Source organism: Pseudomonas citronellolis (assembly GCF_900112375.1).
In the GTDB taxonomy this organism is placed as follows: domain Bacteria; phylum Pseudomonadota; class Gammaproteobacteria; order Pseudomonadales; family Pseudomonadaceae; genus Pseudomonas; species Pseudomonas citronellolis.
In genome coordinates this window covers 80,054-105,049 of sequence record NZ_FOLS01000019.1, presented here as the reverse complement: position 1 = coordinate 105,049, position 24,996 = coordinate 80,054, and the positions used below count along the sequence as shown (strand labels likewise).

Annotated in this window: 23 protein-coding genes; 20 read left to right on the top strand and 3 right to left on the bottom strand. The window is 67.5% G+C overall.

Translation table 11 applies throughout. The annotated features are described in order from the left end of the window. Window positions 1-203: 203 nt before the first annotated feature. The 12 genes from ccoN (at window position 204) to BM060_RS18590 (ending at window position 12,459) form a co-directional block, all read left to right on the top strand. Complete coding sequence (gene ccoN / locus BM060_RS18645) at window positions 204-1,646, top strand: cytochrome-c oxidase, cbb3-type subunit I (RefSeq protein WP_074981781.1); 1,443 nt, start codon at window positions 204-206, stop codon at window positions 1,644-1,646. Next, window positions 1,646-2,254 carry a cytochrome-c oxidase, cbb3-type subunit II gene (ccoO, locus tag BM060_RS18640; protein WP_074981779.1) on the top strand — a complete coding sequence of 203 codons (609 nt, stop codon included), beginning with the start codon at window positions 1,646-1,648 and terminating at the stop codon, window positions 2,252-2,254. The genes ccoN and ccoO overlap by 1 nt, the downstream gene beginning before the upstream one ends. A gap of 6 nt (window positions 2,255-2,260) precedes the next feature. Further along, window positions 2,261-2,452, top strand: coding sequence for a CcoQ/FixQ family Cbb3-type cytochrome c oxidase assembly chaperone (locus BM060_RS18635; protein ID WP_009622822.1), 192 nt, complete (start codon window positions 2,261-2,263; stop codon window positions 2,450-2,452). Then, window positions 2,449-3,420 carry a cytochrome-c oxidase, cbb3-type subunit III gene (gene ccoP, locus BM060_RS18630; protein WP_074981777.1) on the top strand — a complete coding sequence of 324 codons (972 nt, stop codon included), beginning with the start codon at window positions 2,449-2,451 and terminating at the stop codon, window positions 3,418-3,420. Before BM060_RS18635 ends, ccoP begins: the two co-directional genes overlap by 4 nt. Before the next feature lie 216 nt (window positions 3,421-3,636). After that, on the top strand, window positions 3,637-5,052 hold the full coding sequence (gene ccoG, locus BM060_RS18625; protein WP_074981774.1) for a cytochrome c oxidase accessory protein CcoG: 1,416 nt from the start codon (window positions 3,637-3,639) through the stop codon (window positions 5,050-5,052). A 143-nt stretch (window positions 5,053-5,195) separates the two neighbouring features. Next, window positions 5,196-5,732 carry a FixH family protein gene (locus BM060_RS18620; RefSeq protein ID WP_074981772.1) on the top strand — a complete coding sequence of 179 codons (537 nt, stop codon included), beginning with the start codon at window positions 5,196-5,198 and terminating at the stop codon, window positions 5,730-5,732. Beyond that, the gene (locus BM060_RS18615; RefSeq protein ID WP_074981770.1) at window positions 5,729-8,185 is read left to right on the top strand and encodes a heavy metal translocating P-type ATPase; all 2,457 of its coding nucleotides are present in this window, start codon (window positions 5,729-5,731) and stop codon (window positions 8,183-8,185) included. Before BM060_RS18620 ends, BM060_RS18615 begins: the two co-directional genes overlap by 4 nt. A 30-nt stretch (window positions 8,186-8,215) precedes the next feature. Next, window positions 8,216-8,443 carry a cbb3-type cytochrome oxidase assembly protein CcoS gene (gene ccoS, locus BM060_RS18610; RefSeq protein ID WP_074981768.1) on the top strand — a complete coding sequence of 76 codons (228 nt, stop codon included), beginning with the start codon at window positions 8,216-8,218 and terminating at the stop codon, window positions 8,441-8,443. Then, on the top strand, window positions 8,436-9,128 hold the full coding sequence (locus BM060_RS18605) for a sulfite exporter TauE/SafE family protein (RefSeq protein WP_074981765.1): 693 nt from the start codon (window positions 8,436-8,438) through the stop codon (window positions 9,126-9,128). The genes ccoS and BM060_RS18605 overlap by 8 nt, the downstream gene beginning before the upstream one ends. Window positions 9,129-9,536: 408 nt before the next feature. Next, window positions 9,537-10,919 (top strand): oxygen-independent coproporphyrinogen III oxidase, encoded by a 1,383-nt coding sequence (hemN, locus tag BM060_RS18600; protein ID WP_074981762.1) that lies wholly within the window; start codon window positions 9,537-9,539, stop codon window positions 10,917-10,919. A 157-nt stretch (window positions 10,920-11,076) separates the two neighbouring features. After that, the gene (gene anr / locus BM060_RS18595; protein ID WP_009622830.1) at window positions 11,077-11,811 is read left to right on the top strand and encodes a transcriptional regulator Anr; all 735 of its coding nucleotides are present in this window, start codon (window positions 11,077-11,079) and stop codon (window positions 11,809-11,811) included. A 99-nt stretch (window positions 11,812-11,910) separates the two neighbouring features. Next, window positions 11,911-12,459 (top strand): adenine phosphoribosyltransferase, encoded by a 549-nt coding sequence (locus BM060_RS18590; protein ID WP_074981760.1) that lies wholly within the window; start codon window positions 11,911-11,913, stop codon window positions 12,457-12,459. A gap of 313 nt (window positions 12,460-12,772) precedes the next feature. Here the strand turns inward: BM060_RS18590 and BM060_RS18585 are convergent, their stop codons facing one another. Further along, entirely contained in the window at window positions 12,773-13,234 is a 462-nt protein-coding gene (locus BM060_RS18585; protein ID WP_074981758.1) for an Lrp/AsnC family transcriptional regulator, read from the bottom strand. A gap of 272 nt (window positions 13,235-13,506) precedes the next feature. On the opposite strand from BM060_RS18585, the gene BM060_RS18580 reads away from it, so the two are divergent. Genes BM060_RS18580 through lpdA form a run of 4 tightly spaced genes read left to right on the top strand, consistent with a single transcriptional unit; the run spans window position 13,507 to window position 18,472 of the window. Further along, window positions 13,507-14,739: a 3-methyl-2-oxobutanoate dehydrogenase (2-methylpropanoyl-transferring) subunit alpha gene (locus BM060_RS18580; RefSeq protein ID WP_074981755.1), complete on the top strand. Its 1,233-nt coding sequence runs from the start codon at window positions 13,507-13,509 to the stop codon at window positions 14,737-14,739. Then, entirely contained in the window at window positions 14,736-15,788 is a 1,053-nt protein-coding gene (locus BM060_RS18575; RefSeq protein WP_009622837.1) for an alpha-ketoacid dehydrogenase subunit beta, read from the top strand. The genes BM060_RS18580 and BM060_RS18575 overlap by 4 nt, the downstream gene beginning before the upstream one ends. Next, a complete protein-coding gene (locus BM060_RS18570) occupies window positions 15,789-17,060 on the top strand; it encodes a dihydrolipoamide acetyltransferase family protein (protein ID WP_074981751.1) in 1,272 nt (423 codons plus the stop codon). A 5-nt stretch (window positions 17,061-17,065) separates the two neighbouring features. Further along, window positions 17,066-18,472 (top strand): dihydrolipoyl dehydrogenase, encoded by a 1,407-nt coding sequence (gene lpdA / locus BM060_RS18565; protein WP_074981749.1) that lies wholly within the window; start codon window positions 17,066-17,068, stop codon window positions 18,470-18,472. A gap of 113 nt (window positions 18,473-18,585) precedes the next feature. Here the strand turns inward: lpdA and BM060_RS18560 are convergent, their stop codons facing one another. Next, on the bottom strand, window positions 18,586-18,894 hold the full coding sequence (locus tag BM060_RS18560) for a LasR-specific antiactivator QslA (RefSeq protein WP_169720929.1): 309 nt from the start codon (window positions 18,892-18,894) through the stop codon (window positions 18,586-18,588). A gap of 770 nt (window positions 18,895-19,664) precedes the next feature. Here BM060_RS18560 and BM060_RS18555 point away from each other — a divergent pair. The 4 genes from BM060_RS18555 (at window position 19,665) to BM060_RS18540 (ending at window position 23,730) form a co-directional block, all read left to right on the top strand. Beyond that, window positions 19,665-21,434, top strand: a complete 1,770-nt coding sequence (locus BM060_RS18555; protein WP_074981746.1) for an FAD-dependent oxidoreductase — start codon at window positions 19,665-19,667, stop codon at window positions 21,432-21,434. Further along, the gene (locus tag BM060_RS18550) at window positions 21,401-22,240 is read left to right on the top strand and encodes an aldo/keto reductase (protein ID WP_074981744.1); all 840 of its coding nucleotides are present in this window, start codon (window positions 21,401-21,403) and stop codon (window positions 22,238-22,240) included. The genes BM060_RS18555 and BM060_RS18550 overlap by 34 nt, the downstream gene beginning before the upstream one ends. Window positions 22,241-22,433: 193 nt before the next feature. After that, window positions 22,434-22,874: a type II 3-dehydroquinate dehydratase gene (gene aroQ, locus BM060_RS18545; protein WP_009622845.1), complete on the top strand. Its 441-nt coding sequence runs from the start codon at window positions 22,434-22,436 to the stop codon at window positions 22,872-22,874. Window positions 22,875-22,878: 4 nt separating this feature from the next. Next, entirely contained in the window at window positions 22,879-23,730 is an 852-nt protein-coding gene (locus tag BM060_RS18540) for a shikimate dehydrogenase (protein ID WP_074981743.1), read from the top strand. A gap of 447 nt (window positions 23,731-24,177) precedes the next feature. Here BM060_RS18540 and BM060_RS18535 read toward each other — a convergent pair whose 3' ends face one another. Beyond that, entirely contained in the window at window positions 24,178-24,921 is a 744-nt protein-coding gene (locus tag BM060_RS18535) for a sulfite exporter TauE/SafE family protein (protein WP_074981741.1), read from the bottom strand. Between the last annotated feature and the right edge of the window lie 75 nt (window positions 24,922-24,996).

The window sequence follows — 24,996 nt, the reverse complement described above, 5'->3', positions numbered from 1 at the left end:
TCGGCAGTAATTGGGGGAATCCCTACGCTTATCAGGGTTTCCACGCCGATAGAAAGCCAGAAAAACATTGGCAGAAATGCCTTCAAAGCAGCATGCGCAGCGGCTCCGGGGCTTATTCCGGCGCGTTGCATTGCCTACTGGCTTTCTACATACTTGCCGCCGTTTTTTGTCCCTAAATAGCAAAAAAACCGTGGAACCTTAGAATGAGCACAGCAATCAGTCCGACTGCTTATAACTATAAGGTAATCCGCCAGTTCGCCATCATGACGGTGGTCTGGGGGATACTAGGAATGGGGATGGGGGTTTTCATCGCCTCACAGTTGGTATGGCCCGAGTTGAACTTCGGCCTGCCGTGGACGAGTTTCGGGCGACTTCGCCCGTTGCACACCAACCTGGTGATCTTCGCCTTCGGCGGCTGTGCTCTGTTCGCAACCTCCTACTACGTGGTGCAACGCACCTGCCAGACCCGCCTGATCTCCGATAGCCTCGCCGCCTTCACCTTCTGGGGCTGGCAGGCAGTGATCGTGCTGGCCGGCATCACCCTGCCGCTGGGCTACACCTCCTCCAAGGAGTACGCCGAGCTGGAATGGCCGATCGACATCCTGATCGCCATCGTCTGGGTCACCTACGCCGTGGTGTTCTTCGGCACCATCGTCAAGCGCCAGACCAAGCACATCTACGTGGGCAACTGGTTCTACGGCGGCTTCATCCTGGTGACCGCGATGCTGCACATCGTCAACAACCTGGAGATCCCGGTCGGCTGGTTCAAGTCCTACTCCATCTACGCCGGCGCCACCGACGCCATGGTCCAGTGGTGGTACGGCCACAACGCCGTGGGCTTCTTCCTGACCACCGGCTTCCTCGGCATGATGTACTACTTCGTGCCCAAGCAGGCCGAGCGCCCGGTCTACTCCTACCGCCTGTCCATCGTCCACTTCTGGGCGCTGATCACCCTGTACATCTGGGCCGGTCCGCACCACCTGCACTACACCGCGCTGCCGGACTGGGCGCAGTCCCTGGGCATGGTGATGTCGCTGATCCTCCTGGCCCCGAGCTGGGGCGGCATGATCAACGGCATGATGACCCTCTCCGGCGCCTGGCATAAGCTGCGCACCGACCCCATCCTGCGCTTCCTGGTGGTGTCCCTGGCCTTCTACGGCATGTCCACCTTCGAAGGCCCGATGATGGCCATCAAGACGGTGAACTCGCTGTCCCACTACACCGACTGGACCATCGGCCACGTGCACGCCGGCGCCCTCGGCTGGGTGGCGATGATCTCCATCGGCTCGCTGTACCACATGATCCCGAAAGTGTTCGGCCGCGAGCAGATGCACAGCACCGGCCTGATCAACGCGCACTTCTGGCTCGCCACCATCGGCACCGTGCTCTACATCGCCTCGATGTGGGTCAACGGCATCACCCAGGGCCTGATGTGGCGCGCGGTGAACACCGACGGCACCCTCACCTACTCCTTCGTGGAAGCGCTGCAGGCCAGCCACCCGGGCTTCATGGTCCGTGCGCTGGGCGGCTTCTTCTTCGCCTTCGGCATGCTGCTGATGGCCTACAACACCTTCCGTACCGTGCGTGGCTACAACGCTGCTGAAGTCGATGCCGCTGCCCGCATTCCCGCCGTAGGAGCTCATTGATGAAGCACGAAGCAGTCGAGAAGAACATCGGCCTGCTGGCCTTCTTCATGGTCATCGCCGTGAGCATCGGCGGCCTGACGCAGATCGTCCCGCTGTTCTTCCAGGACGTGACCAACAAGCCGGTGGAAGGCATGAAGCCTCGCACCGCGCTGGAGCTCGAAGGCCGTGACATCTATATCCGCGAAGGCTGCGTCGGCTGCCACTCGCAGATGATCCGCCCGTTCCGCGCCGAGACCGAGCGCTACGGCCACTACTCCGTCGCCGGCGAGAGCGTCTGGGATCACCCCTTCCTGTGGGGCTCCAAGCGTACCGGCCCGGACCTGGCCCGCGTCGGCGGCCGCTACTCCGACGACTGGCACCGCGCGCACCTGTACAACCCGCGCAACGTGGTGCCGGAGTCGAAAATGCCGGCCTACCCCTGGCTGGTCGAGAACAAGCTCGACGGCAAGGACATCGAAGGCAAGCTGCAGGCCATGCGCACCCTCGGCGTGCCCTACACCGACGAAGACATCGCCGGTGCTCGCGATGCCGTGAAAGGCAAGACCGAGATGGACGCCCTGGTGGCCTACCTGCAGGGCCTGGGCACCATCATCAAGAGCAAACGGTGACAGCAGATGGATATCGGGACGATTCGCGGCCTCGGCACCGTCGTAGTGATGGTCGCCTTCATCGGCGTACTGCTCTGGGCCTACAGCGGCAAGCGCAAGCAGCGCTTCGACGACGACGCCCTGCTGCCCTTCGCGGACGACCCGGCAGCCATGAAGCACGTCGAGAAAGAACAAGCTTCTAGGAGCAACAAAGAATGACAACCTTCTGGAGTCTGTACGTCACCGTACTTACCCTGGGCACCATCTTCGCCCTGGCCTGGCTGCTGTTCGCCACCCGCCGCGGCCAGCGCAGCGAAGCCACCGACGAAACCGTCGGCCACTCCTTCGACGGCATCGAGGAGTACGACAACCCGCTGCCGAAGTGGTGGTTCATGCTGTTCGTCGCCACCTTCATCTTCGCCCTGGGCTACCTGGTCCTGTACCCGGGCCTGGGCAACTGGAAAGGCCTGCTGCCGGGCTACCAGGAAGTCAGCGACGGCAAGCCCTTCGCCAATGGTCAGCCGGGTTGGACCGGCGTGCACCAGTGGGAGAAGGAAATGGCCAAGGCCGACGAGAAATATGGGCCGATCTTCGCCAAATTCGCCGCCATGCCCATCGAAGATGTGGCCAAGGACCCGCTGGCGCTGAAGATGGGCGGCCGCCTGTTCGCCTCCAACTGCTCGGTCTGCCACGGCTCCGACGCCAAGGGCGCCTACGGCTTCCCCAACCTGACCGACCAGGACTGGCGCTGGGGCGGTGCCACCGCGGACATCGAGACCACCATCAAGGGTGGCCGTCACGCCGCCATGCCGGCCTGGGGCGAAGTCCTGGGCGACCAGGGCGTGCATGACGTGGCCGCCTTCGTCACCAGCAAGCTGGACGGCCGCAAGCTGCCCGAAGGCGTGACCGACGAGCAGGTCGCCAACGGCGGCAATATCTTCGCCACCACCTGCGTCGCCTGCCACGGTCCGGAAGGCAAGGGCACCGCCGCCATGGGCGCGCCCAACCTGACGCACCCGGCCGCCTTCATCTACGGCTCGAGCTTCTCCCAGCTGCAGCAGACCATCCGCTACGGCCGCCAGGGCCAGATGCCGGCCCAGCTGGAGCGCCTCGGCGGCGACCAGGTGCACCTGCTGGCCGCCTACGTGTACAGCCTGTCCCAGGGTGATGCGCAGAAGAGCGAATAAGCGCTTCCGCCCTCCCCTCGCAACACCCAGCGGCGCCGGTTCCTACCGGCGCCGCTCTATTTCGGGGGACGAAAAATCTTCCGAATATTCTGACGCGACCAACGGTCGCACCGTTGCACACCGGGCCAAGTCGTATCATGTTTAGGCGTGCAGCCATATCCTGACCCTTTCGGCATGTATCGACAGGGCGCCCTCCCACTGCCGTGGTACGCACTGATGAGCAAACAGATTCCCGTGCAAGACGTCACACCGCCCGCGAAGAAGGGTGGAGAGAACGTCGACTTATATGCCTCCCGCGAGAAGATCTACACCCGGGCCTTCACCGGGTTCTTCCGCAACCTGCGCCGTGTCGGCGGCGCTTTCCTGTTCCTTCTCTACTTCGGCACCGTGTGGCTGACCTGGAACGGTCGGCAGGCGGTGTGGTGGGACCTGCCCGAGCGCAAGTTCTACATCTTCGGCGCCACCTTCTGGCCGCAGGACTTCATCCTCCTCTCCGGGTTGCTGATCATCAGCGCCTTCGGGCTGTTCTTCATCACGGTGTTCGCCGGCCGCGTCTGGTGCGGCTACACCTGCCCGCAGAGCGTGTGGACCTGGATCTTCATGTGGTGCGAGAAGGTCACCGAAGGCGACCGCAACCAGCGCATGAAGCTGGACAGGGCGCCGATGAGCGGCAACAAGCTGCTGCGCAAGACCGCCAAGCACACGCTGTGGCTGCTGATCGGCCTGGTCACCGGCCTGACCTTCGTCGGCTACTTCGCCCCCATCCGCGAACTGCTGATGGACCTGGTCACCGGCGAGGCCGACGGCTGGGCCTACTTCTGGGTCGGCTTCTTCACCCTGGCCACCTACGGCAACGCCGGCTGGCTGCGCGAGCAGGTGTGCATCTACATGTGCCCCTACGCGCGCTTCCAGAGCGTGATGTTCGACAAGGACACCCTGATCGTCTCCTACGACCCGCGCCGCGGCGAGAAGCGCGGCCCGCGCAAGAAAACCCTGGACTACAAGGCCCAGGGCCTGGGCGACTGCATCGACTGCACCATGTGCGTACAGGTCTGCCCCACCGGCATCGACATCCGCGACGGCCTGCAGATCGAATGCATCGGCTGCGCCGCGTGCATCGACGCCTGCGACAGCATCATGGACAAGATGGGCTACCCGCGCGGGCTGATCAGCTACACCACCGAGCACAACCTGTCCGGGCAGAAGACGCACCTGGTGCGCCCGCGCCTGATCGGCTACGCCATCGCCCTGTGCGTGATGATGAGCCTGCTGGCCACCGCCATCGTGATCCGCCCGCTGGTGGGCTTCGACGTCAGCAAGGACCGCGTGCTCTACCGCGAGAACGCCGAAGGCCGGATCGAGAACGTCTACAGCCTGAAGATCATGAACAAGGACCAGCGCGACCACACCTACGTGCTCGGCGCCAAGGGCCTGGAAGGCCTGACCCTGGAAGGCCGCAAGGAAGTCCAGGTGGCCGCCGGCGACATCCTCGCCATGCCGGTGGAACTGGCGGTGGACCCGGACAAGCTGCCGTCCAGCACCAACAAGATCACCTTCACCATCCAGTCGGTGGACGAGCCGTCCATCAGCAAGGAAGCCGACAGCCGCTTCATCGGCCCGGTCGTACGCTGAACCCCGGCTGAACCGCAACGCATCCCGCCCCCGCGGCGGGATGCCAGCGGCACGCGGAGCACGTAGAATCCGCCCCACCCAGGCGCGCCGCCCACCCCTCGGGCAGGCCGCTTCCGCCCCGCGGACCACGAGAGAGAAAACCCATGCAGTCGGCGCCCGCCCAACAACCCTGGTACAAGCACCTCTGGCCCTGGATCCTCATCGGCATGCTCGCCACATCGGTGTTCCTCAGCCTGACGATGGTGCGTATCGCCGTGGAGAACCAGGACACCCTGGTCAACGACAACTACTACGAGGCCGGCAAGGGCATCAACCGCTCGCTGGACCGCGAGCACCTGGCCCAGCAACTGCACATGCAGGCCCAGGTGCGCCTGGACAAGCTCACCGGCGAGGTCGAGGTACGCCTGAAGGGCGACAGCCAGCCGGCGCAGCTGACCCTCAACCTGATCTCCCCCACCCTGGAATCCCAGGACCGCCACGTCGCCCTGCTGCCGGCCAACGAACCGGGCCGCTACACCGGCCGCCTGGACAGCGCCGTCGAAGGGCGCCGCTTCGTCGAACTGCTCGGCGAACAGGACGGCAAGGCCTGGCGCCTGTTCGAAGAAGAGAAGCTCATCGCCGACGGCGAGATCCTCCTCGGCGACGAACCCCTCAAGGGGGATGAAGTCCAGCGCCCATGAGCGCCCCCCTGCCCTGCTACCACTGCGCGCTGCCGGTCCCGTCCGGCAGCCGCTTCACCGCCCGGGTCCTCGGCGAGACCCGCGAATTCTGCTGCCCCGGCTGCCAGGCCGTGGCCGAGGCCATAGTCGCCGGCGGCCTGGAAGGCTATTACCGGCACCGCACCGAGACAGCCGCCAACCCCGAGGCGCTGCCGGCGCAACTGGGTGACGAACTGGCCCTGCTCGACCGCCCCGACGTGCAGCAGCCCTTCGTCCAGCACCAGGGCGAACTGGCCGAGACCACCCTGATCCTCGAAGGCATCAGCTGCGCCGCCTGCGGCTGGCTGATCGAAAAACACCTGCGCCGGCTGCCGGCGGTGGTCGAGGCCGGGCTCAACCTGTCCAACCACCGCCTGCACGTGCGCTGGGCCGACGGCCAGCTGCCACTCAGCGGCCTGCTCGCCGAGCTGCGCAGGATCGGCTACGCCGCCCACCCCTACCAGCCGGACAAGGCCGCCGAGCAGCTCGCCGAAGAGAACCGCCGCTCCCTGCGCCAGCTGGGCGTGGCCGGCATGCTGTGGTTCCAGGCGATGATGGCGACCATGGCCACCTGGCCGGAATTCAACATCGACCTCAGCGCCGAGATGCACGAAATCCTGCGCTGGGTAGCGATGTTCCTCACCACGCCGATCGTCTTCTACTCCTGCCAGCCGTTCTTCCGCGGCGCCCTGCGCGACCTGCGCACGCGCCACCTGACCATGGACGTCTCGGTGTCCCTGGCCATCGGCGGCGCCTACCTGGCCGGCATCTGGACCGCCATCACCGGCAAGGGCGACCTGTACTTCGACGCGGTGGGCATGTTCGCCCTGTTCCTGCTCGCCGGCCGCTATCTCGAACGCCGCGCCCGCGAGCGCACGGCGGCGGCCACCGCGCAACTGGTCAACCTGCTGCCGGCCTCCTGCCTGCGCCTGGACGAGGCCGGCAACAGCCAGCGCATCCTGCTCAGCGAACTGCGCATCGGCGACCGCGTGCTGGTGCCGCCAGGCGCTGTGCTGCCGGCCGACGGCCTGATCCTCGCCGGGCAGTCCAGCGTCGACGAATCCCTGCTCACCGGCGAATACCTGCCACAGCCGCGCCAGGCCGGCGACAGCGTCACCGGCGGCACCCTCAACGTCGAGGGCCCGCTGACCCTGCAGGTGCAGGCCCTGGGCGACGACAGCCGGCTGTCGGCCATCGTCCGCCTGCTGGAGCGCGCCCAGGCTGACAAGCCGCGCCTGGCGCAGCTCGCCGACAGCGCCGCGCAATGGTTCCTGCTGGTGCTGCTGGCGCTGGCCGCGGTGGTCGGCCTGTTCTGGTGGCAGCACGACGCCTCGCGGGCCTTCTGGGTGGTCCTGTCGATGCTGGTCGCCACCTGCCCCTGCGCCCTTTCCCTGGCCACGCCCACCGCCCTCACCGCGGCCACCGGCAGCCTGCACAAGCTCGGCCTGCTGCTCACCCGAGGCCACGTGCTGGAAGGCCTGAAACGCATCGACACGGTGATCTTCGACAAGACCGGCACCCTCACCGAGGGCCGCCTGACCCTGCGCGCCGTACAGCCCCTGGGCGAACTCGGCGGCGAACGCTGCCTGGCCCTGGCTGCGGCCCTGGAGAACCGTTCCGAACACCCCATCGCCCGTGCCTTCGGCCGCGCCCCGCAACCCGCCGAGGCGGTGGAAAGCCACCCCGGCCTGGGCCTGGAAGGCGTGGTCGACGGCCAGCGCCTGCGCATCGGCCAGGCCGCCTTCGTCTGCGCCCTGAGCGGCCAGCCCGCGCCGACCATGCCCAATGAGCACGGCCAGTGGCTACTGCTGGGCGATGCGCGCGGCCCGCTGGCCTGGCTGGTGCTCGACGACCGCCTGCGCGACGACGCCCCGGCCCTGCTGCAGGCCTGCCGCGAGCGCGGCTGGCGCACCCTGCTGCTGTCCGGCGACAGCTCGCCGATGGTGCAGAGCGTGGCCGCCGAACTGGGCATCGACGAAGTCCACGGCGGCCTGCGCCCGGACGACAAGCTGGCGATTCTCAAGCAGTTGCACGGCGAAGGCCGCCACGTGCTGATGCTCGGCGACGGCGTCAACGACGTGCCGGTGCTGGCCGCCGCCGACATCAGCGTGGCCATGGGCAGCGCCACCGACCTGGCCAAGACCAGCGCCGACGCGGTGCTGCTGTCCAACCGCCTGGACAGCCTGGTGCAGGCCTTCGTCCTGGCCCGCCGCACCCGCCGGGTGATCGTCGAGAATCTGGTCTGGGCAGGGTTGTACAATGGCCTGATGCTGCCGTTCGCCGCCCTCGGCTGGATCACCCCCGCCTGGGCCGCCATCGGCATGTCGGTCAGCTCGCTGACCGTGGTGCTCAACGCCCTGCGCCTGACCCGCGTGCGCGCCCTGCCGGCGGCCCCCGAAGCCGCGCCGCTGGCCATCCCGCTCGCCGCCCACTGAAGGCGCGCAGGCCTTTTCAACGGAGTCGATATGCCCGCTCTCTACGTAATGATCCCGGTGGCGCTGATCATCGTCGCCATCGCCGTCTGGATCTTTTTCTGGGCGGTGAACAGCGGCCAGTACGACGACATGGACGGCCCGGCCCACAGCATCCTGTTCGACGACGAGGACCCCAAGCACCAGGCCGGCATCGACGAGGCCGAAGGCGCCAGGGACACGCAGGCCGAAGCCCGGGACAAGGACTCGCGCGATGCTTGAGCTGGCGCCCATGCTGGCGTCCGCGCTGATCCTCGGCCTGCTCGGCGGCGGCCACTGCCTGGGCATGTGCGGCGGCCTGATGGGCGCGCTGACCCTGGCCATTCCAGCGGAACAGCGCGGGCGCCGCCTGCAGCTGCTGCTGGCCTACAACCTCGGGCGCATCCTCAGCTACGCCGCCGCCGGCCTGCTGCTGGGCCTGGCCGGCTGGGCCATCGCCAGCACCCCTTTCGCCTCGGTGCTGCGCGTGGTCGCCGGGTTGCTGCTGGTCGCCATGGGCTTGTACCTGGCCGGCTGGTGGAGCGGCCTGACGCGCATCGAGGCCCTCGGCCGCGGCCTGTGGAAATACATCCAGCCCTTCGCCAGCCGCCTGCTGCCGGTGGCCAGCGTGCCGCGCGCGCTGCTGCTCGGCGCGCTCTGGGGCTGGCTGCCCTGCGGCCTGGTCTACAGCACCCTGCTGTGGACCAGCAGCCAGGGCTCGGCGCTGGAAAGCGCGCTGCTGATGCTGGCCTTCGGCCTGGGCACCTGGCCGGTGCTGCTGGCCACCGGGCTGGCCGCCGAACGCATCACGGCGCTGCTGCGCAAGCGCAGCGTGCGCATGGCCGGCGGCCTGCTGGTGATCCTCTTCGGCCTGTGGACCCTGCCCGGCCCGCACCAGGCGTGGCTGATGGGCCACGCGATGCACTGAAGCCCCGCGCTTTTCGTAGGAGCGAGCTTGCTCGCGAACGGGCTTCACCTTGGTGCCTCGCCCGAAGAGCGCCCTCTCCCTAACCCTCTCCCTGAAGGGAGAGGGGACCGTTGGGCAGGGTTTGATGTTATGGCGTTAGCCGGCTAGCGCAGTGGCTGCCGGTGGAAACCATCACCTTTCTCGGCACGGACAAGCCCCCCTCTCCCTTCAGGGCGGGGCGCGCAGCCGAGGGCTGGGGAGAGGGTCACGGACTCCACCCCAACTCCAGAACCAACCCCGACACCACCTCCCACCAGCAAGCCCCCTCCAACGAGGTACCCCCTGCGACCGCTTGATGCAGGTCAAGAGGCTTTTCCCACAGTCTCCCTAGACTGCGCCGAAAAGCTCGCCTGATTCGGGGACTGCGGCATGCTCGACAATATCCGCTGGGACACAGATCTGATCCGTCGCTACGATCTGTCCGGCCCGCGCTATACCTCCTATCCCACCGCCGTGCAGTTCCACGAAGGCGTGGGCCCCTTCGACATGCTGCATGCCCTGCGCAACAGCCAGAAGGCCGATCGGCCGCTGTCGCTCTACGTGCACATCCCGTTCTGCGCCAACATCTGCTACTACTGCGCCTGCAACAAGGTCATCACCAAGGACCGCGGGCGCAGCGCGCCCTACCTCGCCCGGCTGATCCACGAAATCGAGATCGTCAGCCGCCACCTGGGCAAGGACCAGTGCGTGGAACAGCTGCACTTCGGCGGCGGCACCCCCACCTTCCTCAGCCCCGGCCAGCTGCGCGAACTCATGGGCCAGCTGCGCGCCAACCTGAACCTGATGGAGGACGACTCCGGCGACTACGGCATCGAGATCGACCCGCGCGAGGCCGACTGGTCGACCATGGGCCTGCTCCGCGAGCTGGGCTTCAACCGCGTCAGCGTCGGCGTGCAGGACTTCGACCTGGAAGTGCAGCAGGCGGTGAACCGCCTGCAGAGCTTCGACGAGACCCGCGCCATCATGGACGCGGCGCGCACCCTGCAGTACCGCTCGATCAACATCGACCTGATCTACGGCCTACCCAAGCAGAACCCCGACAGCTTCGCCCGCACCGTCGAGCAGGTCATCGGCCTGCAGCCCAACCGCCTCTCGGTGTTCAACTACGCGCACCTGCCCGAGCGCTTCATGCCGCAGCGGCGCATCAACGTCCAGGACCTGCCCTCCCCCGCGCAGAAACTGGAAATGCTCCAGCGCACCATCGAGCAACTGAGCGCCGCCGGCTACCGCTACATCGGCATGGACCACTTCGCCCTGCCCGACGACGAACTGGCCAGCGCCCAGGAAGACGGCACCCTGCAACGCAACTTCCAGGGCTACACCACCCACGGCCATTGCGACCTGGTGGGCCTGGGCGTCTCGGCGATCAGCCAGATCGGCGACCTCTACTGCCAGAACAGCGCCGACATCAACGACTACCAGAACAGCCTGGACAACGGCCAGTTGGCCACCCGCCGCGGCCTCTACTGCAATGCCGACGACCGCGTGCGCCGCGCGGTGATCCAGCAGCTGATCTGCCACTTCCAGCTGGACTTCGAAAGCATCGAGGAACGCTTCAACATCGAATTCCACGGCTACTTCGCCGACATCTGGGACGAGCTGGAGCGCTTCGCCAAGGACGGCCTGATCGAGCTGAGCCCGCGCGGCATCGACGTCACCGCCGCCGGCCGGCTGCTGGTGCGCAGCCTGTGCATGCTCTTCGACCATTACCTGCCGCACCAGAACCTGCAGCGGTTCTCGCGGGTTATCTGAAGGAATATGCTTAGAGATTAAGTGCGAATCTGGACTTTTTACATAAGGTTTCGGAATAAACGCCGGAATGTTCTGAAATCCATCCGGCAAGCTGGCAGCCGAACCCTTGGGTGCGTTACCCTTGCGTTTCTTGTGCCTTTCCACCCAAGGATCAACCATGGCCGAAACCATCAAGGTGCGCGCCCTGCCGCAAGCGCATTGCAAGGATTGCAGCCTGGCGCCGCTGTGCCTGCCCCTGTCGCTGAACAACGACGACATGGACGCCCTCGACGAAATCGTCAAGCGCGGCCGGCCACTGAAGAAGGGCGAGTTCCTGTTCCGCCAGGGCGACGCCTTCGGTTCCGTGTTCGCGGTGCGTTCCGGCGCGCTGAAGACCTTCAGCATCACCGACGGCGGTGAAGAGCAGATCACCGGCTTCCACCTGCCCAGCGAGCTGGTTGGCCTGTCCGGCATGGACACCGAGGCCTACCCGGTGTCGGCCCAGGCCCTGGAGACCACCTCGGTCTGCGAGATTCCCTTCGAGCGCCTGGACGAGCTGTCCGAGCAACTGCCGCAGCTGCGCCGCCAGCTGATGCGGGTGATGAGCCGCGAGATCCGCGACGACCAGCAGATGATGATGCTGCTGTCGAAGAAGACCGCCGACGAGCGCATCGCCACCTTCCTGGTCAACCTCTCGGCGCGCTTCCGCGCCCGCGGCTTCTCCGCCCAGCAGTTCCGCCTGGCGATGTCGCGCAACGAGATCGGCAACTACCTGGGCCTGGCGGTGGAAACCGTGTCGCGGGTGTTCACCCGCTTCCAGCAGAACGGCCTGATCGCCGCCGAAGGCAAGGAAGTGCGCATCCTCGACTCCATCGAGCTGTGCGCCCTGGCCGGCGGCCAGATGGAAAGCTGAAGGCGCGACCTTCCGGTCATCGCGCAAAACGGGCTCGCCTTGTGGCGGGCCCGTTATACTTTGGGGCTTCGCAAAGCAGTCACCAGGTACCTTGCCAGCATGATCCTCAACCAGCTCGACCTGAAATCCGTGATCCGCGCGGTCCCCGACTTCCCCAAGGCCGGCGTGGTGTTCCGTGACATCACCCCGCTGTTCCAGTCGCCGCGCGCGCTGCGCTTCGTCGCCGACAGCTTCATCCAGCGCTACGTCGAGGCGGATTTCAGCCACATCGGCGCCATGGACGCGCGCGGCTTCCTGATCGGCTCGATCATCGCCTACGAACTGAACAAGCCGCTGGTGCTGTTCCGCAAGCAGGGCAAGCTGCCCGCCGACGTGCTGGCCCAGGCCTACCAGACCGAATACGGCGAAGCCCTGCTGGAAGTGCACGCCGACAGCCTGTGCGAAGGCGACAGCGTGCTGATCTTCGACGACCTGATCGCCACCGGCGGCACCCTGCTGGCCGCCGCGCAACTGGTACGGCGCATGGGCGCCAAGGTCCTGGAAGCCGCCGCCATCATCGACCTGCCGGAACTCGGCGGCTCGGCCAAACTGGCCGACGCCGGCATCCCCACCTACAGCCTCACCGCCTTCGCCCTCGACGAGCAGTGAGGAGCATGTAGGAGCGCGCCCTGCGCGCGAATCGCGGGCAGGGCCCGCTCCTACAGGTTGCCGGGAAGCACGGCGCTTTCCCGTAGGATGGGTTGAGCGAAGCGATACCCATCACCACGACCGCAAAGGCTGTCTCGAAGACGGGCATGACGCGTAGGAGCGGACTCCGTCCGCGATGGCATATGCGCCGGCCCTGCCGGCGCAATCGCGGATAAATCCGCTCCTACAGGCAAGCACGGCTTTTCGTGGGAGCGAGCTTGCTCGCGAACAGACTCCGCCGCGGGCATTCGCGAGCAAGCTCGCTCCTACATCCTCAAATCGGCGGCGCCGAGCGCTTGAGCACCGACTTCAAGGCGAACGCCGACTTGATCCCGGCCACCCCGGGAATCTGCGTCAGGGTGGTGGTGAGGAAGGCCTGGTAGGCCGCCAGGTCCTTGACCACCACGCGCAGCATGTAGTCCGCGTCGCCGGTCATCTGGAAGCAGCTCATCACCTGCGGCGCCTGGACGATGCTTTCCTCGAACCGCGCCAGGTAGTCGCCGGTCTGTTTTTCCAGGGTGACCGAAACGAACACGCTCATGGCCCCGGACAGGCGCTCCTCGTCGAGCTGGGCGAAATAGCCCTGGATGTACCGCTCTTCCTCCAGGCGCCGCACCCGGCGCAGCGTCGGCGTCAGCGACAGGCCGATCTTCTGCGCCAGGTCGCGCCAGCTCAGGCGGCCGTCGTCGGCCAGGGCGCGGAGGATCTTGAGGTCGGTGCGGTCGATGTCGGCCATGGCGCTCACTTCTACGGAAGAGGGTTTTTGTAGTTCAAATACACTAAATCTTCTGTCCAAAGCTAGTCAAATTGGAGCAAAAAACCAGCCGGTCACACCTATACTGAAATCACAAGAACAACGAACGAGGACCTCACCATGAGTGATGTCAGCACCCGCCGCGCTACCGCGCGCGGCACCCGCACCGTCGCCCAACCAGGCCAGTCGCACCCGCCCGGTCCGGCGTCTTCCGTCTGCTGATCCCCACCCCCGATCACAACTGGAGACCCACCATGACCGACTACGCTCCCCTCCGCCTGCACGTCCCCGAACCCACCGGGCGCCCGGGCTGCAAGACCGACTTCTCCTACCTGCACCTGTCCCCCGCCGGGGAAGTGCGCAAGCCCGACGTCGACGTCGAGCCGGCGCAGACCGCCGACCTCGCCTACAGCCTCGTGCGCGTGCTCGACGACCAGGGCAACGCCCTCGGCCCCTGGGACCCGCAGCTCAGCCACGAACAGCTGCTGCGCGGCCTGCGCCTGATGCTCAAGACGCGCATCTTCGACGCCCGCATGCTCACCGCGCAGCGTCAGAAGAAAATGTCCTTCTACATGCAGTGCCTGGGCGAGGAAGCCATCGCCACCGCCCACACCATGGCCCTGCGCGACGGCGACATGTGCTTCCCCACCTATCGCCAGCAGGGCATCCTGATCACCCGCGACTACCCGCTCAAGGACATGATCTGCCAGTTGCTCTCCAACGAGCAGGACCCGCTCAAGGGCCGCCAGCTGCCGATCATGTACTCCAGCCGCGAGAAGGGCTTCTTCTCCATCTCCGGCAACCTCGCCACCCAGTTCATCCAGGCGGTTGGCTGGGGCATGGCCTCGGCGATCAAGGGCGATACCAAGATCGCCTCGGCCTGGATCGGCGACGGCGCCACCGCCGAGTCGGACTTCCACACCGCCCTGACCTTCGCCCACGTCTACCGCGCCCCGGTGATCCTCAACGTGGTCAATAACCAGTGGGCGATCTCCACCTTCCAGGCCATCGCCGGCGGTGAAGGCACCACCTTCGCCAACCGCGGCGTAGGTTGCGGCATCGCCTCGCTGCGGGTGGACGGCAACGACTTCCTCGCCGTGTACGCCGCCTCGCAGTGGGCCGCCGAGCGCGCCCGCCGTGGCCATGGGCCGAGCCTTATCGAGTGGGTCACCTACCGCGCCGGCCCGCACTCCACCTCGGACGATCCGTCCAAGTACCGCCCGGCCGACGACTGGACCAGCTTCCCCCTCGGCGACCCCATCGCCCGCCTGAAGCAGCACCTGCTGGCCCTGGGCATCTGGAGCGAGGAACAGCACGAGGCGCTGCACAAGGAACTGGAAGCCGAAGTGATGGCCGCGCAGAAAGAGGCCGAACGCCACGGCTCGCTGGTGGACGGCCACGTCTTCAGCGCCGCCAGCCTGTTCGACGACGTCTACAAGGACCTGCCGGAACACCTGCGCCGGCAGCGCCAGGAGCTCGGGGTATGAACGCCATGAATCCGCAACACGAGAACGCCCAGGCGCTCACCAGCATGAGCATGATCCAGGCGCTGCGCTCGGCGATGGACGTGATGCTCGAACGCGACGACGACGTGGTGGTGTTCGGCCAGGACGTGGGCTACTTCGGCGGCGTGTTCCGCTGCACCGAAGGCCTGCAGAAGAAGTACGGCACCTCGCGGGTGTTCGACGCGCCCATCTCCGAGAGCGGCATCGTCGGCGCCGCGGTGGGCATGTGCGCCTACGGCCTGCGCCCGGTGGTGGAAATCCAGTTCGCCGACTACGTCTACCCGGCCACCGACCAGTTGGTGTCCGAGGCGGCGCGCATCCGCTACCGCTCGGTGGGCGACTTCGTCGTGCCCATGGTGGTGCGCATGCCCTGCGGCGGCGGCATCTACGGCGGACAGACGCACAGCCAGAGCCCGGAGGCGATGTTCACCCAGGTCTGCGGCCTGCGCACGGTGATGCCGTCCAACCCCTACGACGCCAAGGGCCTGCTGATCGCCTGCATCGAGAACGACGACCCGGTGATCTTCCTCGAGCCCAAGCGCCTGTACAACGGCCCCTTCGACGGCCACCACGATCGCCCGGTGACGCCCTGGTCCAAGCACCCGCAGAGCCAGGTGCCCGAAGGCTACTACCGGGTGCCGCTGGACAAGGCGGCCATCGCCCGCCCGGGCAGCGAGCTGACCGTGCTCACCTACGGCACCACCGTCTACGTGGCGCAGACCGCCGCCGAGGAAACCGGCATCGACGCCGAGATCATCGACCTGCGCAGCCTCTGGCCGCTGGACCTGGACACCATAGTCGAATCGGTGAAGAAGACCGGCCGCTGCGTCATCGTCCACGAGGCCACCCGCACCTGCGGCTACGGCGCCGAACTGATGTCGCTGGTGCAGGAAAACTGCTTCCACCACCTGGAAGCCCCCATCGCCCGCGTGACCGGCTGGGACACCCCCTACCCGCACGCCCAGGAATGGGACTACTTCCCCGGCCCGGCCCGCGTCGGCGCCGCCTTCAAGCGTGCCATGGAGGTCTGAATGGGCATTCACGTGATCAAGATGCCGGACATCGGGGAAGGCATCGCCGAAGTGGAACTGGTGGAATGGCACATCAAGGTCGGCGACGAGGTCCATGAGGACCAGGTGCTGGCCGAAGTGATGACCGACAAGGCCACCGTGGAAATCCCCTCGCCGGTCTCCGGCAGGATTCTCGCCCTGGGCGGCGAGCCCGGCCAGGTGATGGCCGTGGGCGGCGAACTGGTGCGCCTGGAAGTGGAAGGCGCCGGCAACCACCGCGAAGCCGCGGCCAGGCCCCATGAAAGCGCGCCCGCCGCGGAAGCCGAAGCGAAAGCCCAGCCGCTCAGGGAAGCCCCGCGCGCCGAAGCGAAACCGGCCCCCGCGCCGCGCCCGGCAGCCGCCGCGCCGGCCCCGCGCCGCGCCCCCGGCGAGAAGCCGCTGGCCTCCCCGGCGGTGCGCCAGCGCGCCCGCGACCTGGGCGTGGAACTGCAATTCGTGCAGGGCTCCGGCCCCGCCGGGCGCATCCTCCACGACGACCTCGACCAGTACCTGGCCCACGGCGGCGCGGTGGTCGCCTCCGGCTACGCCGCGCGCCACGACGAGCAGCAGATCCAGGTCATCGGCCTGCGCCGCAAGATCGCCCAGAAGATGGCCGAGGCCAAGCGGCGCATCCCGCACTTCAGCTACGTCGAGGAAATCGACGTCACCGACCTGGAGGACCTGCGCCAGCACCTCAACGCCAAGTACGGCGCCAGCCGCGGCAAGCTCACCCTGCTGCCCTTCATCGCCCGCGCGATGGTGGTGGCCCTGCGCGAGTTCCCGCAGCTCAACGCCCGCTATGACGACGAAGCCGAAGTCATCACCCGCTACGGCGCGGTGCACCTGGGCGTGGCCACCCAGAGCGACAGCGGCCTGATGGTGCCGGTGCTGCGCAACGCCGAATCCCGCGACCTGTGGGGCAACGCCGCGGAAGTGGCGCGCCTGGCCGAGGCCGCGCGCCACGGCAAGGCCAGCCGCGAGGAACTCTCCGGCTCGACCATCACCCTCAGCAGCCTGGGTGCACTGGGCGGCATCGTCAGCACGCCGGTGATCAACCACCCGGAAGTGGCCATCGTCGGCGTCAACCGCATGGTCGAGCGGCCCATGGTGCTCAACGGCCAGATCGTGGTGCGCAAGATGATGAACCTGTCCTCGTCCTTCGATCACCGGGTGGTCGACGGCATGGACGCGGCGGCCTTCATCCAGGCCGTGCGCGCCCTGCTCGAACACCCCGCCACCCTGTTCCTGGAGTGACCGCCGTGAAGCAGAACCAGACACTGGAAACCACCCTGCTGATCATCGGCGGCGGCCCCGGCGGCTACGTCGCCGCCATCCGCGCCGGGCAGCTGGGCATCCGCACCCTGCTGGTGGAAGGCGCGGCCCTGGGCGGCACCTGCCTGAACATCGGCTGCATCCCCTCCAAGGCGCTGATCCACGCCGCCGAGGAATACCTCAAGGCCCGCGAGTACGCCGGCAAGTCCGCACTGGGCATCAGCGTGCAGGCGCCGAGCATCGACATCCAGCGCACCGTGGAATGGAAGGACGGCATCGTCGACCGCCTGACCACCGGCGTCGCCGCGCTGCTGAAAAAGCACGGCGTGGGCGTGGTGCACGGCTGGGCGCAGGTCGTCGACGGCAAGACCGTCGAAGTCGCCCTGGCCGACGGCGGCACCCAGCGCATCCACACCGAGCACCTGCTGCTGGCGGCCGGTTCGCGCTCGGTGGAACTGCCCTTCCTGCCAGTGGGCGGCAAGGTCATCTCCTCCACCGAAGCCCTGGCGCCCAAGGCCCTGCCCAAGCGCCTGGCGGTGATCGGCGGCGGCTACATCGGCCTGGAACTGGGCACCGCCTACCGCAAGCTGGGGGTGGAAGTAACTGTGGTGGAAGCCCAGCCGCACATCCTGCCGAGCTACGACGAAGAACTGACCAAGCCGGTGACGGCGGCCCTGCGCAAGCTCGGCGTGGAACTCTACCTGGGCCACAGCGTGGTCGGCCTGGAGCCCGACGGCAAGGGCCTGCGCCTGCGCGACGGCCAGGGCCAGCAACGGGTGATCGAGACCGACCAGGTGCTGGTCGCCGTCGGCCGCCGACCCAACACCGAAGGCTGGAACCTGGAGAGCCTGCACCTGGACCTGGACGGCCGCGCGGTGAAGATCGACGAGCAGTGCCGTACCTCGATGCGCAACGTCTGGGCCATCGGCGACATCGCCGGCGAACCTATGCTGGCGCACCGCGCCATGGCCCAGGGCGAGATGGTCGCCGAACTCATCGCCGGCAAACGCCGCGCCTTCACCCCCGCGGCCATCCCGGCGGTGTGCTTCACCGACCCGGAAGTGGTGGTGGTCGGCCTCACCCCGGACCAGGCCCGCGCCAGCGGGCATGAAGTGCTGACAGCGAACTTCCCCTTCGCCGCCAACGGCCGCGCCATGACCCTGGAAGCCCACGACGGCTTCGTCCGCGTGGTGGCCCGCGCCGACAACCACCTCATCCTCGGCTGGCAGGCGGTGGGCAAGGCGGTGTCGGAACTCTCCACGGCCTTCGTCCAGTCCATCGAAATGGGCGCACGCCTGGAAGATATAGCCGGCACCATCCACGCCCACCCGACCCTCGGCGAAGCGGTACAGGAAACCGCCCTGCGCGCCCTGGGGCACGCGTTGCATATCTGAGCCCCCTGCGATACCCGCCGATGGGTATCGCTGCGCTCAACCCATCCTACGTCGCACACACCTGGCACCCGTAGGATGGGTTGAGCCTGCGAAACCCATCGACACCCACGCCGCTAGCTGGCCGCCTCCTGCGCCAACAAACGCTGCTGCAAGCGCGCCAGGAAAGCTACCTCGTACGCCGTGCGTTGCCCCTCCGGAACCTGCCCTTCGCGGCCAACCAGCAGGACCGCCCAGAGGCTGGCCGGCTCCTTTTCCATCAACCAGCGCTCGGCGCGTCGCTGCCCGGCATCGATGGCGGCCTGGCAGTCCTGCAGCCAGAACAGCTCCAGCGCCGGCTGGCCGTCAGCGGCGGGGATGTGGGTGGTGAAGAGTTTTTCAGTCGGGTGGTGCGCGCGGGTAAAAGCTGGGCGGTGCATATCCATCACTCCTGCATAGATAGGTTCGGAAGCCACCACCCAAACTTTCCACAGTTGGGGTGGCAGGCCGTGCAAGGGTGGAAATACCGGCTATGCAGGACCCGGCCGGGCCGAAGCCCGCCTTGCACGGCCCGCCATAGAACGACGTACAGCGGGCACAAAAAAGCGCCAGCTGAACAGCTATGGCGCTACCGCGCCTGCATAGTTGGTCCGGGTTTCCACACCCGGTCACGACAATCGCCGTGACGGACGAACCCTAGCGAGCCCCACTCAGGCGCAACAAGGCGAAGTATCGCAGGCTTGTGCGTGAGCTTTCCCAATTTTCAGGGAGGACCGGAAATATCTGTAGGAGCGAGCTTGCTCGCGAACAATGGCGTCAGGTTTGACTCTGGAGCTGGGTTGGCGTCCGTACCCCTCTCCCCAGCCCTCTCCCTGAAGGGAGAGGGGGCTTGTCCGTGCCGGCTGAAAGCATGGCTTCAGCCGGACGCCGTAATATCCGGCTAACTCCAAAATACCCGAGCACACCGAACGGTCCCCTCTCCCTTCAGGGAGAGGGTTAGGGAGAGGGGCGAGGCCCAGCCCACCACCAAGCCTTGCATGGAAATGATCAGCCCAGCGCCCCGATGAATGATGGGTATCGCTTCGCTCAACCCATCCTACGTCCACCCTCCGACCGATTATCGACCAGTAGTTGTGCCCGGCAGCTTGCCTTCTCTCCGCCCCAAACAAGATTATGGAACCAAGTTCCAAAAACAATCCCGCGGAGTCCCCTGCCCATGTCCCCTGCCCCGAACCTGCCGCCCACCGACTGCGACCTGCTGGTGGTCGGCTCCGGCGCCGCCGGCCTGGCCGCTGCCGTCACTGCCGCCTGGCACGGCCAGAAGGTCATCCTGGTGGAGAAGGAAGCGGTGTTCGGCGGCGCCACCGCCTGGTCCGGCGGCTGGGCCTGGGTGCCGCGCAACCCGCTGGCGCGCCGTGCCGGCATCGAGGAGGACATCGAGCAGCCGCGCACCTACCTGCGCAACGAGCTGGGCGACTACTACGACGCCGCACGGGTGGACGCCTTCCTCGAAGCCGCGCCGCACATGGTGGCCTTCTTCGAGCAGCACACCTGCCTGCAGTTCGCCGACGGCAACGGCATCCCCGACATGCATGGCGACACCCCCGGCGCCGCCAGCGGCGGCCATCAGGTGATAGCCGCGCCCTACGATGCCCGCGAGGTCGGCGACCTGCTGCCGCGCCTGCGCAGGACCATGCGCGAAACCTCCTTCCTCGGCATGCCGATCATGGCCGGCGCCGACCTGGCCGCCTTCCTCAACATGACCCGCTCGCCACGCGCGTTCGTCCACGTGGCCAAGCGCGTACTAACCCACTTCTACCACCTCGCTCGCTACGGCCGCGCCATGCACCTGGTCAACGGCGTGGCGCTGGTGGCGCGCCTGGCCAAGTCGGCGCAAGACCTGGGCGTGCGCCTGATGGAGTCCTGCCCGGCGCAGCGCCTGCTGCTGGAGGATGGCACCGTGCGCGGTGCCGTGGTGAAGACGCCGCGCGGCGAACTGGAAATCCGCGCCAAGGCCGTGGTCCTCGCAGCCGGCGGCTTCCCCAACGACCCCGAGCGCCGCCGCCAGCTGTTCCCCCGCGACGCCAGCGGCCACGACAATCTCGCCCTGCCGCCGGAGTCCTGCTCCGGCGATGGCCTGCGCCTGGGCGAAGCCGCCGGCGGCAGCGTCGAGACGAACCTGCGCTCGCCCGTGGCCTGGGCCCCGGTGTCGAAGGTGGCGCACCGCGACGGCAGCGTCGGCCACTTCCCGCACATCATCGAGCGCGGCAAGCCCGGCATCATCGGCGTGCTGGCCAACGGCGAGCGCTTCGTCAACGAGGCCCACGGCTATTACGACTACGTCAGCGCGATGCTCGCCGCCCTGCCCGAGGACCAGGAGCCCTGCTCCTGGCTGGTCTGCGACCACCGCTTCCTGCGCCGCTACGGCCTGGGCTACGTGCGCCCGGCACCGCTGCCCATCGGCGCGCACCTGCGCAGCGGCTACCTCAAGCGCGGCGCCAGCATCGAGCAACTGGCGCAGCTCTGCGGCATCGACCCGCAGGGCCTGGCGCGGACCGTCGCCGACTTCAACCGCCACGCCCGCAACGGCGAGGACCCGGCCTTCGGCCGCGGCAGCACCGCCTTCAACCGCAAGCAGGGCGATGCGGCCAACCCCGGCCCCAACCCGTGCGTCGCGCCCATCGAGCACGGCCCGTTCTATGCGGTCAAAGTGCAGCCGGGCTGCTTCGGCACCTTCGCCGGGCTGAAGAGCGACGGCCAGGCCCGCGTGCTCGGCGCCGACGGCCAGCCGATCCCCGGCCTGTACGCCGCCGGCACCGACATGGCCAGCGTGTTCGGCGGCCACTACCCCTCCGGCGGCATCAACCTCGGCCCGGCGCTGACCTTCGGCTACGTCGCCGGCCGCCACGCCGCCGGCGCCCACGACTACGAACCCCAAGCAGGAGCCACCCCATGCAAGCACGCATCCGCAACCGCCACGGCCTGAACATGCCCAAGCTCGGCCTGGGCACCTGGCCGCTGACCGGCGCCGAGTGCAGCGCCGCCGTGCGCCAGGCCCTGGAGCTGGGCTACCGGCACATCGACACCGCCGCCGGCTACCACAACGAGGACGCCGTGGGCCAGGCGCTGGCCGACGGCCCGGTGCCCCGCGAAGACGTCCACGTCACCAGCAAGGTCTGGTGGGATCGCCTGGCCCCGGCCGACCTCGCCCAGTCCCTGGACGACAGCCTGCGCGCGCTGCGCAGCGACTATCTGGACCTGTTCATGATCCACTGGCCGGGCCAGAACGGCAGCCTGGTCGGCGACGACCTCAAGCGCAGCGTCGAGGCCCTGGTGGCCGCCCGCGACAGCGGCAAGGCACGCGCCATCGGCGTGGCCAACTTCCCCCTGGCGCTGCTGCGCGAGACCATGGAAACCCTGGGCGCACCCCTGGCGGCCGTCCAGGTCGAATACCACCTGATGCTGAACCAGCAACCGCTGCTGGACTACGCCCGCGCCCACGACATGGCCCTCACCGCCTACACCCCGCTGGGCCGCGGGCGCATGCTGGAGGAACCGGCGATCCAGGCCATCGCCCGGCGCCACGGCGTGCTGCCTAGCCAGGTGGCCCTGGCCTGGCTGCTGGAGCAGGACGGCGTGGCCGCCATTCCCAAGGCCGCCAGCCTGGCCAACCAGCGCTCCAACCTCGCCGCCCTCGACCTGCGCCTGGACGACGAGGACCGCGCGCAGATCGCCGCCCTGCCGAAGAACGTCCGCCTGGTCAGCCCGGAATTCGCCCCGAAGTGGGACTGACCGTCCGCTGATCGCACACTTCCGCGTTTCCCTCCTTCCACCCGGCCCGGCCAGAAACCGCGCCGGGCCTTGCCACGCCTGGCTTGCAGCGCTTTCTCCCAGAGTCCGGCGAGCCAATTGACGAAAGTAACCATTTAGTACATTTTCTGATGACCGCACTCCAGCGGCGACAAGACCTACAAGAGACACCCGCATGCCCCTCCCGATCCTGATCCTCAACGGCCCCAACCTGAACCTGCTCGGCACCCGCGAACCGGCCACCTACGGCCATGAGACGCTGGCCGACGTCGAAGCCCTCTGCCAGGCGCGCGCCGACGAACTGGGCCTGCAGGTGGCGTTCAAGCAGACCAACCACGAGGGCCAGTTGATCGACTGGATCCACGAAGCGCGCGGCCGTTGCGCCGGCATCGTGATCAACCCGGCGGCCTGGACGCACACCTCGGTGGCCATCCGCGACGCCCTGGCGGCGGTGGAGCTGCCGGTGATCGAGGTGCACCTGTCCAACGTGCACAAGCGCGAGGAGTTCCGTCACCACTCCTTCGTCTCGGGCATCGCCGTGGGCGTGCTGGCCGGCTTCGGCAGCAACGGCTACCGCCTGGCCCTCGACCACTTCGCCCACCTGCTGCGGGGCTGATGCCATGAGCCAGAAGACTTCCATCCTCGCCGGCCTGATCGGCGCCGGCATCCAGGCCTCGCGCACCCCCGCCCTGCACGAGCACGAAGGCGACGCCCAGGGCCTGCGCTACCTGTACCGGCTGATCGACCTGGACCAGCTGAAGCTGAACCTCGACGCCCTGCCCGAACTGCTCGACGGCGCCCAGCGCCTGGGCTTCACCGGGCTGAACATCACCTTCCCGTGCAAGCAGGCGATCATCCCGCTGCTGGACGAACTCTCCGAGGAAGCGCGCGGCATAGGCGCGGTGAACACCGTGGTGCTGAAGGACGGCAAGCGCGTCGGCCACAACACCGACTGCCTGGGCTTCGCCGAAGGCTTCCGCCGCGGCCTGGCCGACGTGAAGCGCAACCGCGTGGTGCAACTGGGCGCCGGCGGCGCGGGCGCGGCGGTGGCCCACGCGCTGCTCAGCGAAGGCGTGGAGCAACTGAGCGTCTACGAAGTGGACCCGGCCCGCGCCGAGGCCCTGGTGAACAACCTCAACCAGCATTTCGGCCATGGCCGGGCGCTGCTCTGCACCGACCTGCCGGCCGCCATGGCGGTGGCCGACGGCCTGGTCAACACCACCCCGGTGGGCATGGCCAAGCTGCCCGGCACGCCGCTGCCGGTGGAGCTGCTGCGCGCCGAGCAGTGGGTGGCGGAGATCATCTACTTCCCGCTGGAAACCGAACTGCTGCGCCACGCCCGCAGCCTCGGCTGCCGCACGCTGGACGGCGGCACCATGGCGGTGTTCCAGGCGGTGAAGGCTTTTGAGCTGTTCAGCGGCCGGCCGGCTGATGCGCAGCGGATGCAAGCCCACTTCCGCAGCTTGGATTGAGCGTAGGGCGTATAACCGTTCACGGTTATACGCCGATACACCTGGCCCCCTGCCCGGCCGCGAGGTTCTGCTGGACGCCTCATCGGCCACCAAAGCGGAGCCCCGTTCTACAACCAGCGGGCGCTCGACCACGGTCAGGCGGCGGATAACGCGGAGCGTTATTCGCCCTACGCTCCTTGGGTCCATGGTGTTTGCGTTGAAGAGCGCCCTCTCCCTAACCCTCTCCCTGAAGGGAGAGGGGACCGTTCGGTGTGCGTTGGTGTTTCGGCGTTAGCCGGCTAGTACGGAGATTGCCGGTTGAAACCAGGCCTTCTCTCGGCACGAACTAGCCCCCTCTCCCTTCAGGGAGAGGGCTGGGGAGAGGGTTGCGGACTCCACCCCAGCTCCGAAGTCAAACCTGACGCCATTGTTCGCGAGCAAGCTCGCTCCTACGAAAAGCCCTGCGCCCTATCCCCGACAATTCTCCCAAACCAACTGCACCCCGGTCGCCAGCAACCCCAGCCGCGCAATGCGGTAGAACCACACATGGTTGACCTTGTCCTGCAACCAGATCCCCAGCCACACCCCCAGCACTACGATGGGCGCCAGCAGCAGGCTGGTCCCCAGGTTGCTCCAGGTGAACTGGCCGAGCAGCGCGTAGGGCACCAGCTTGATGGCATTGGTCAGCAGGAAGAAGCAGTTCACCGTGGCGATGTAGCGCACCTTCTCCAGTTGCTGCGGCAGCAGGTACATCATCACCGGCGGGCCGCCGGCGTGGGCGACGAAGCTGGTGAAGCCGGCGATGCCCGAGAGCACCACGCCCTTGCCCACCGCCGCCGGTTTCGGCTGGGCGGCGGCGCGGGCCACCAGGGTGTTGAGCAGCACGAAGGCGATGGCGATGCCGCCGATCAGCAGGGCGATGAAGCGCTCGCTGAGCAGGCCGAAGCTCAGCGCGCCCGCCGCCACGCCGAGCAGCGCGCCGGGCAGCATGATCTTCAGGTTGCGCAGGTCCCACTTGCCGTAGAAGCGCCGCAGGCCGGTGAAATCGGCCATGCAGAGGATCGGCAGCATCAGCGCGGCGGCCTGGGTCGGCGGCATGGCCAGGGCCATCAGCGGCACGGCGATACCGCCCAGGGCGCCGCCGAAGCCGCCCTTGGAGACGCCGGTGAGCAGCACGGCGGGGATCGCCACCAGGAGGAATTCGAGGGTCATCACGCAACTCGTCGGCACACGGAGCCGCCGATTATGCCGCGTCGACGCGTCTGCGCCAGGCCCCGCGGGCGATCA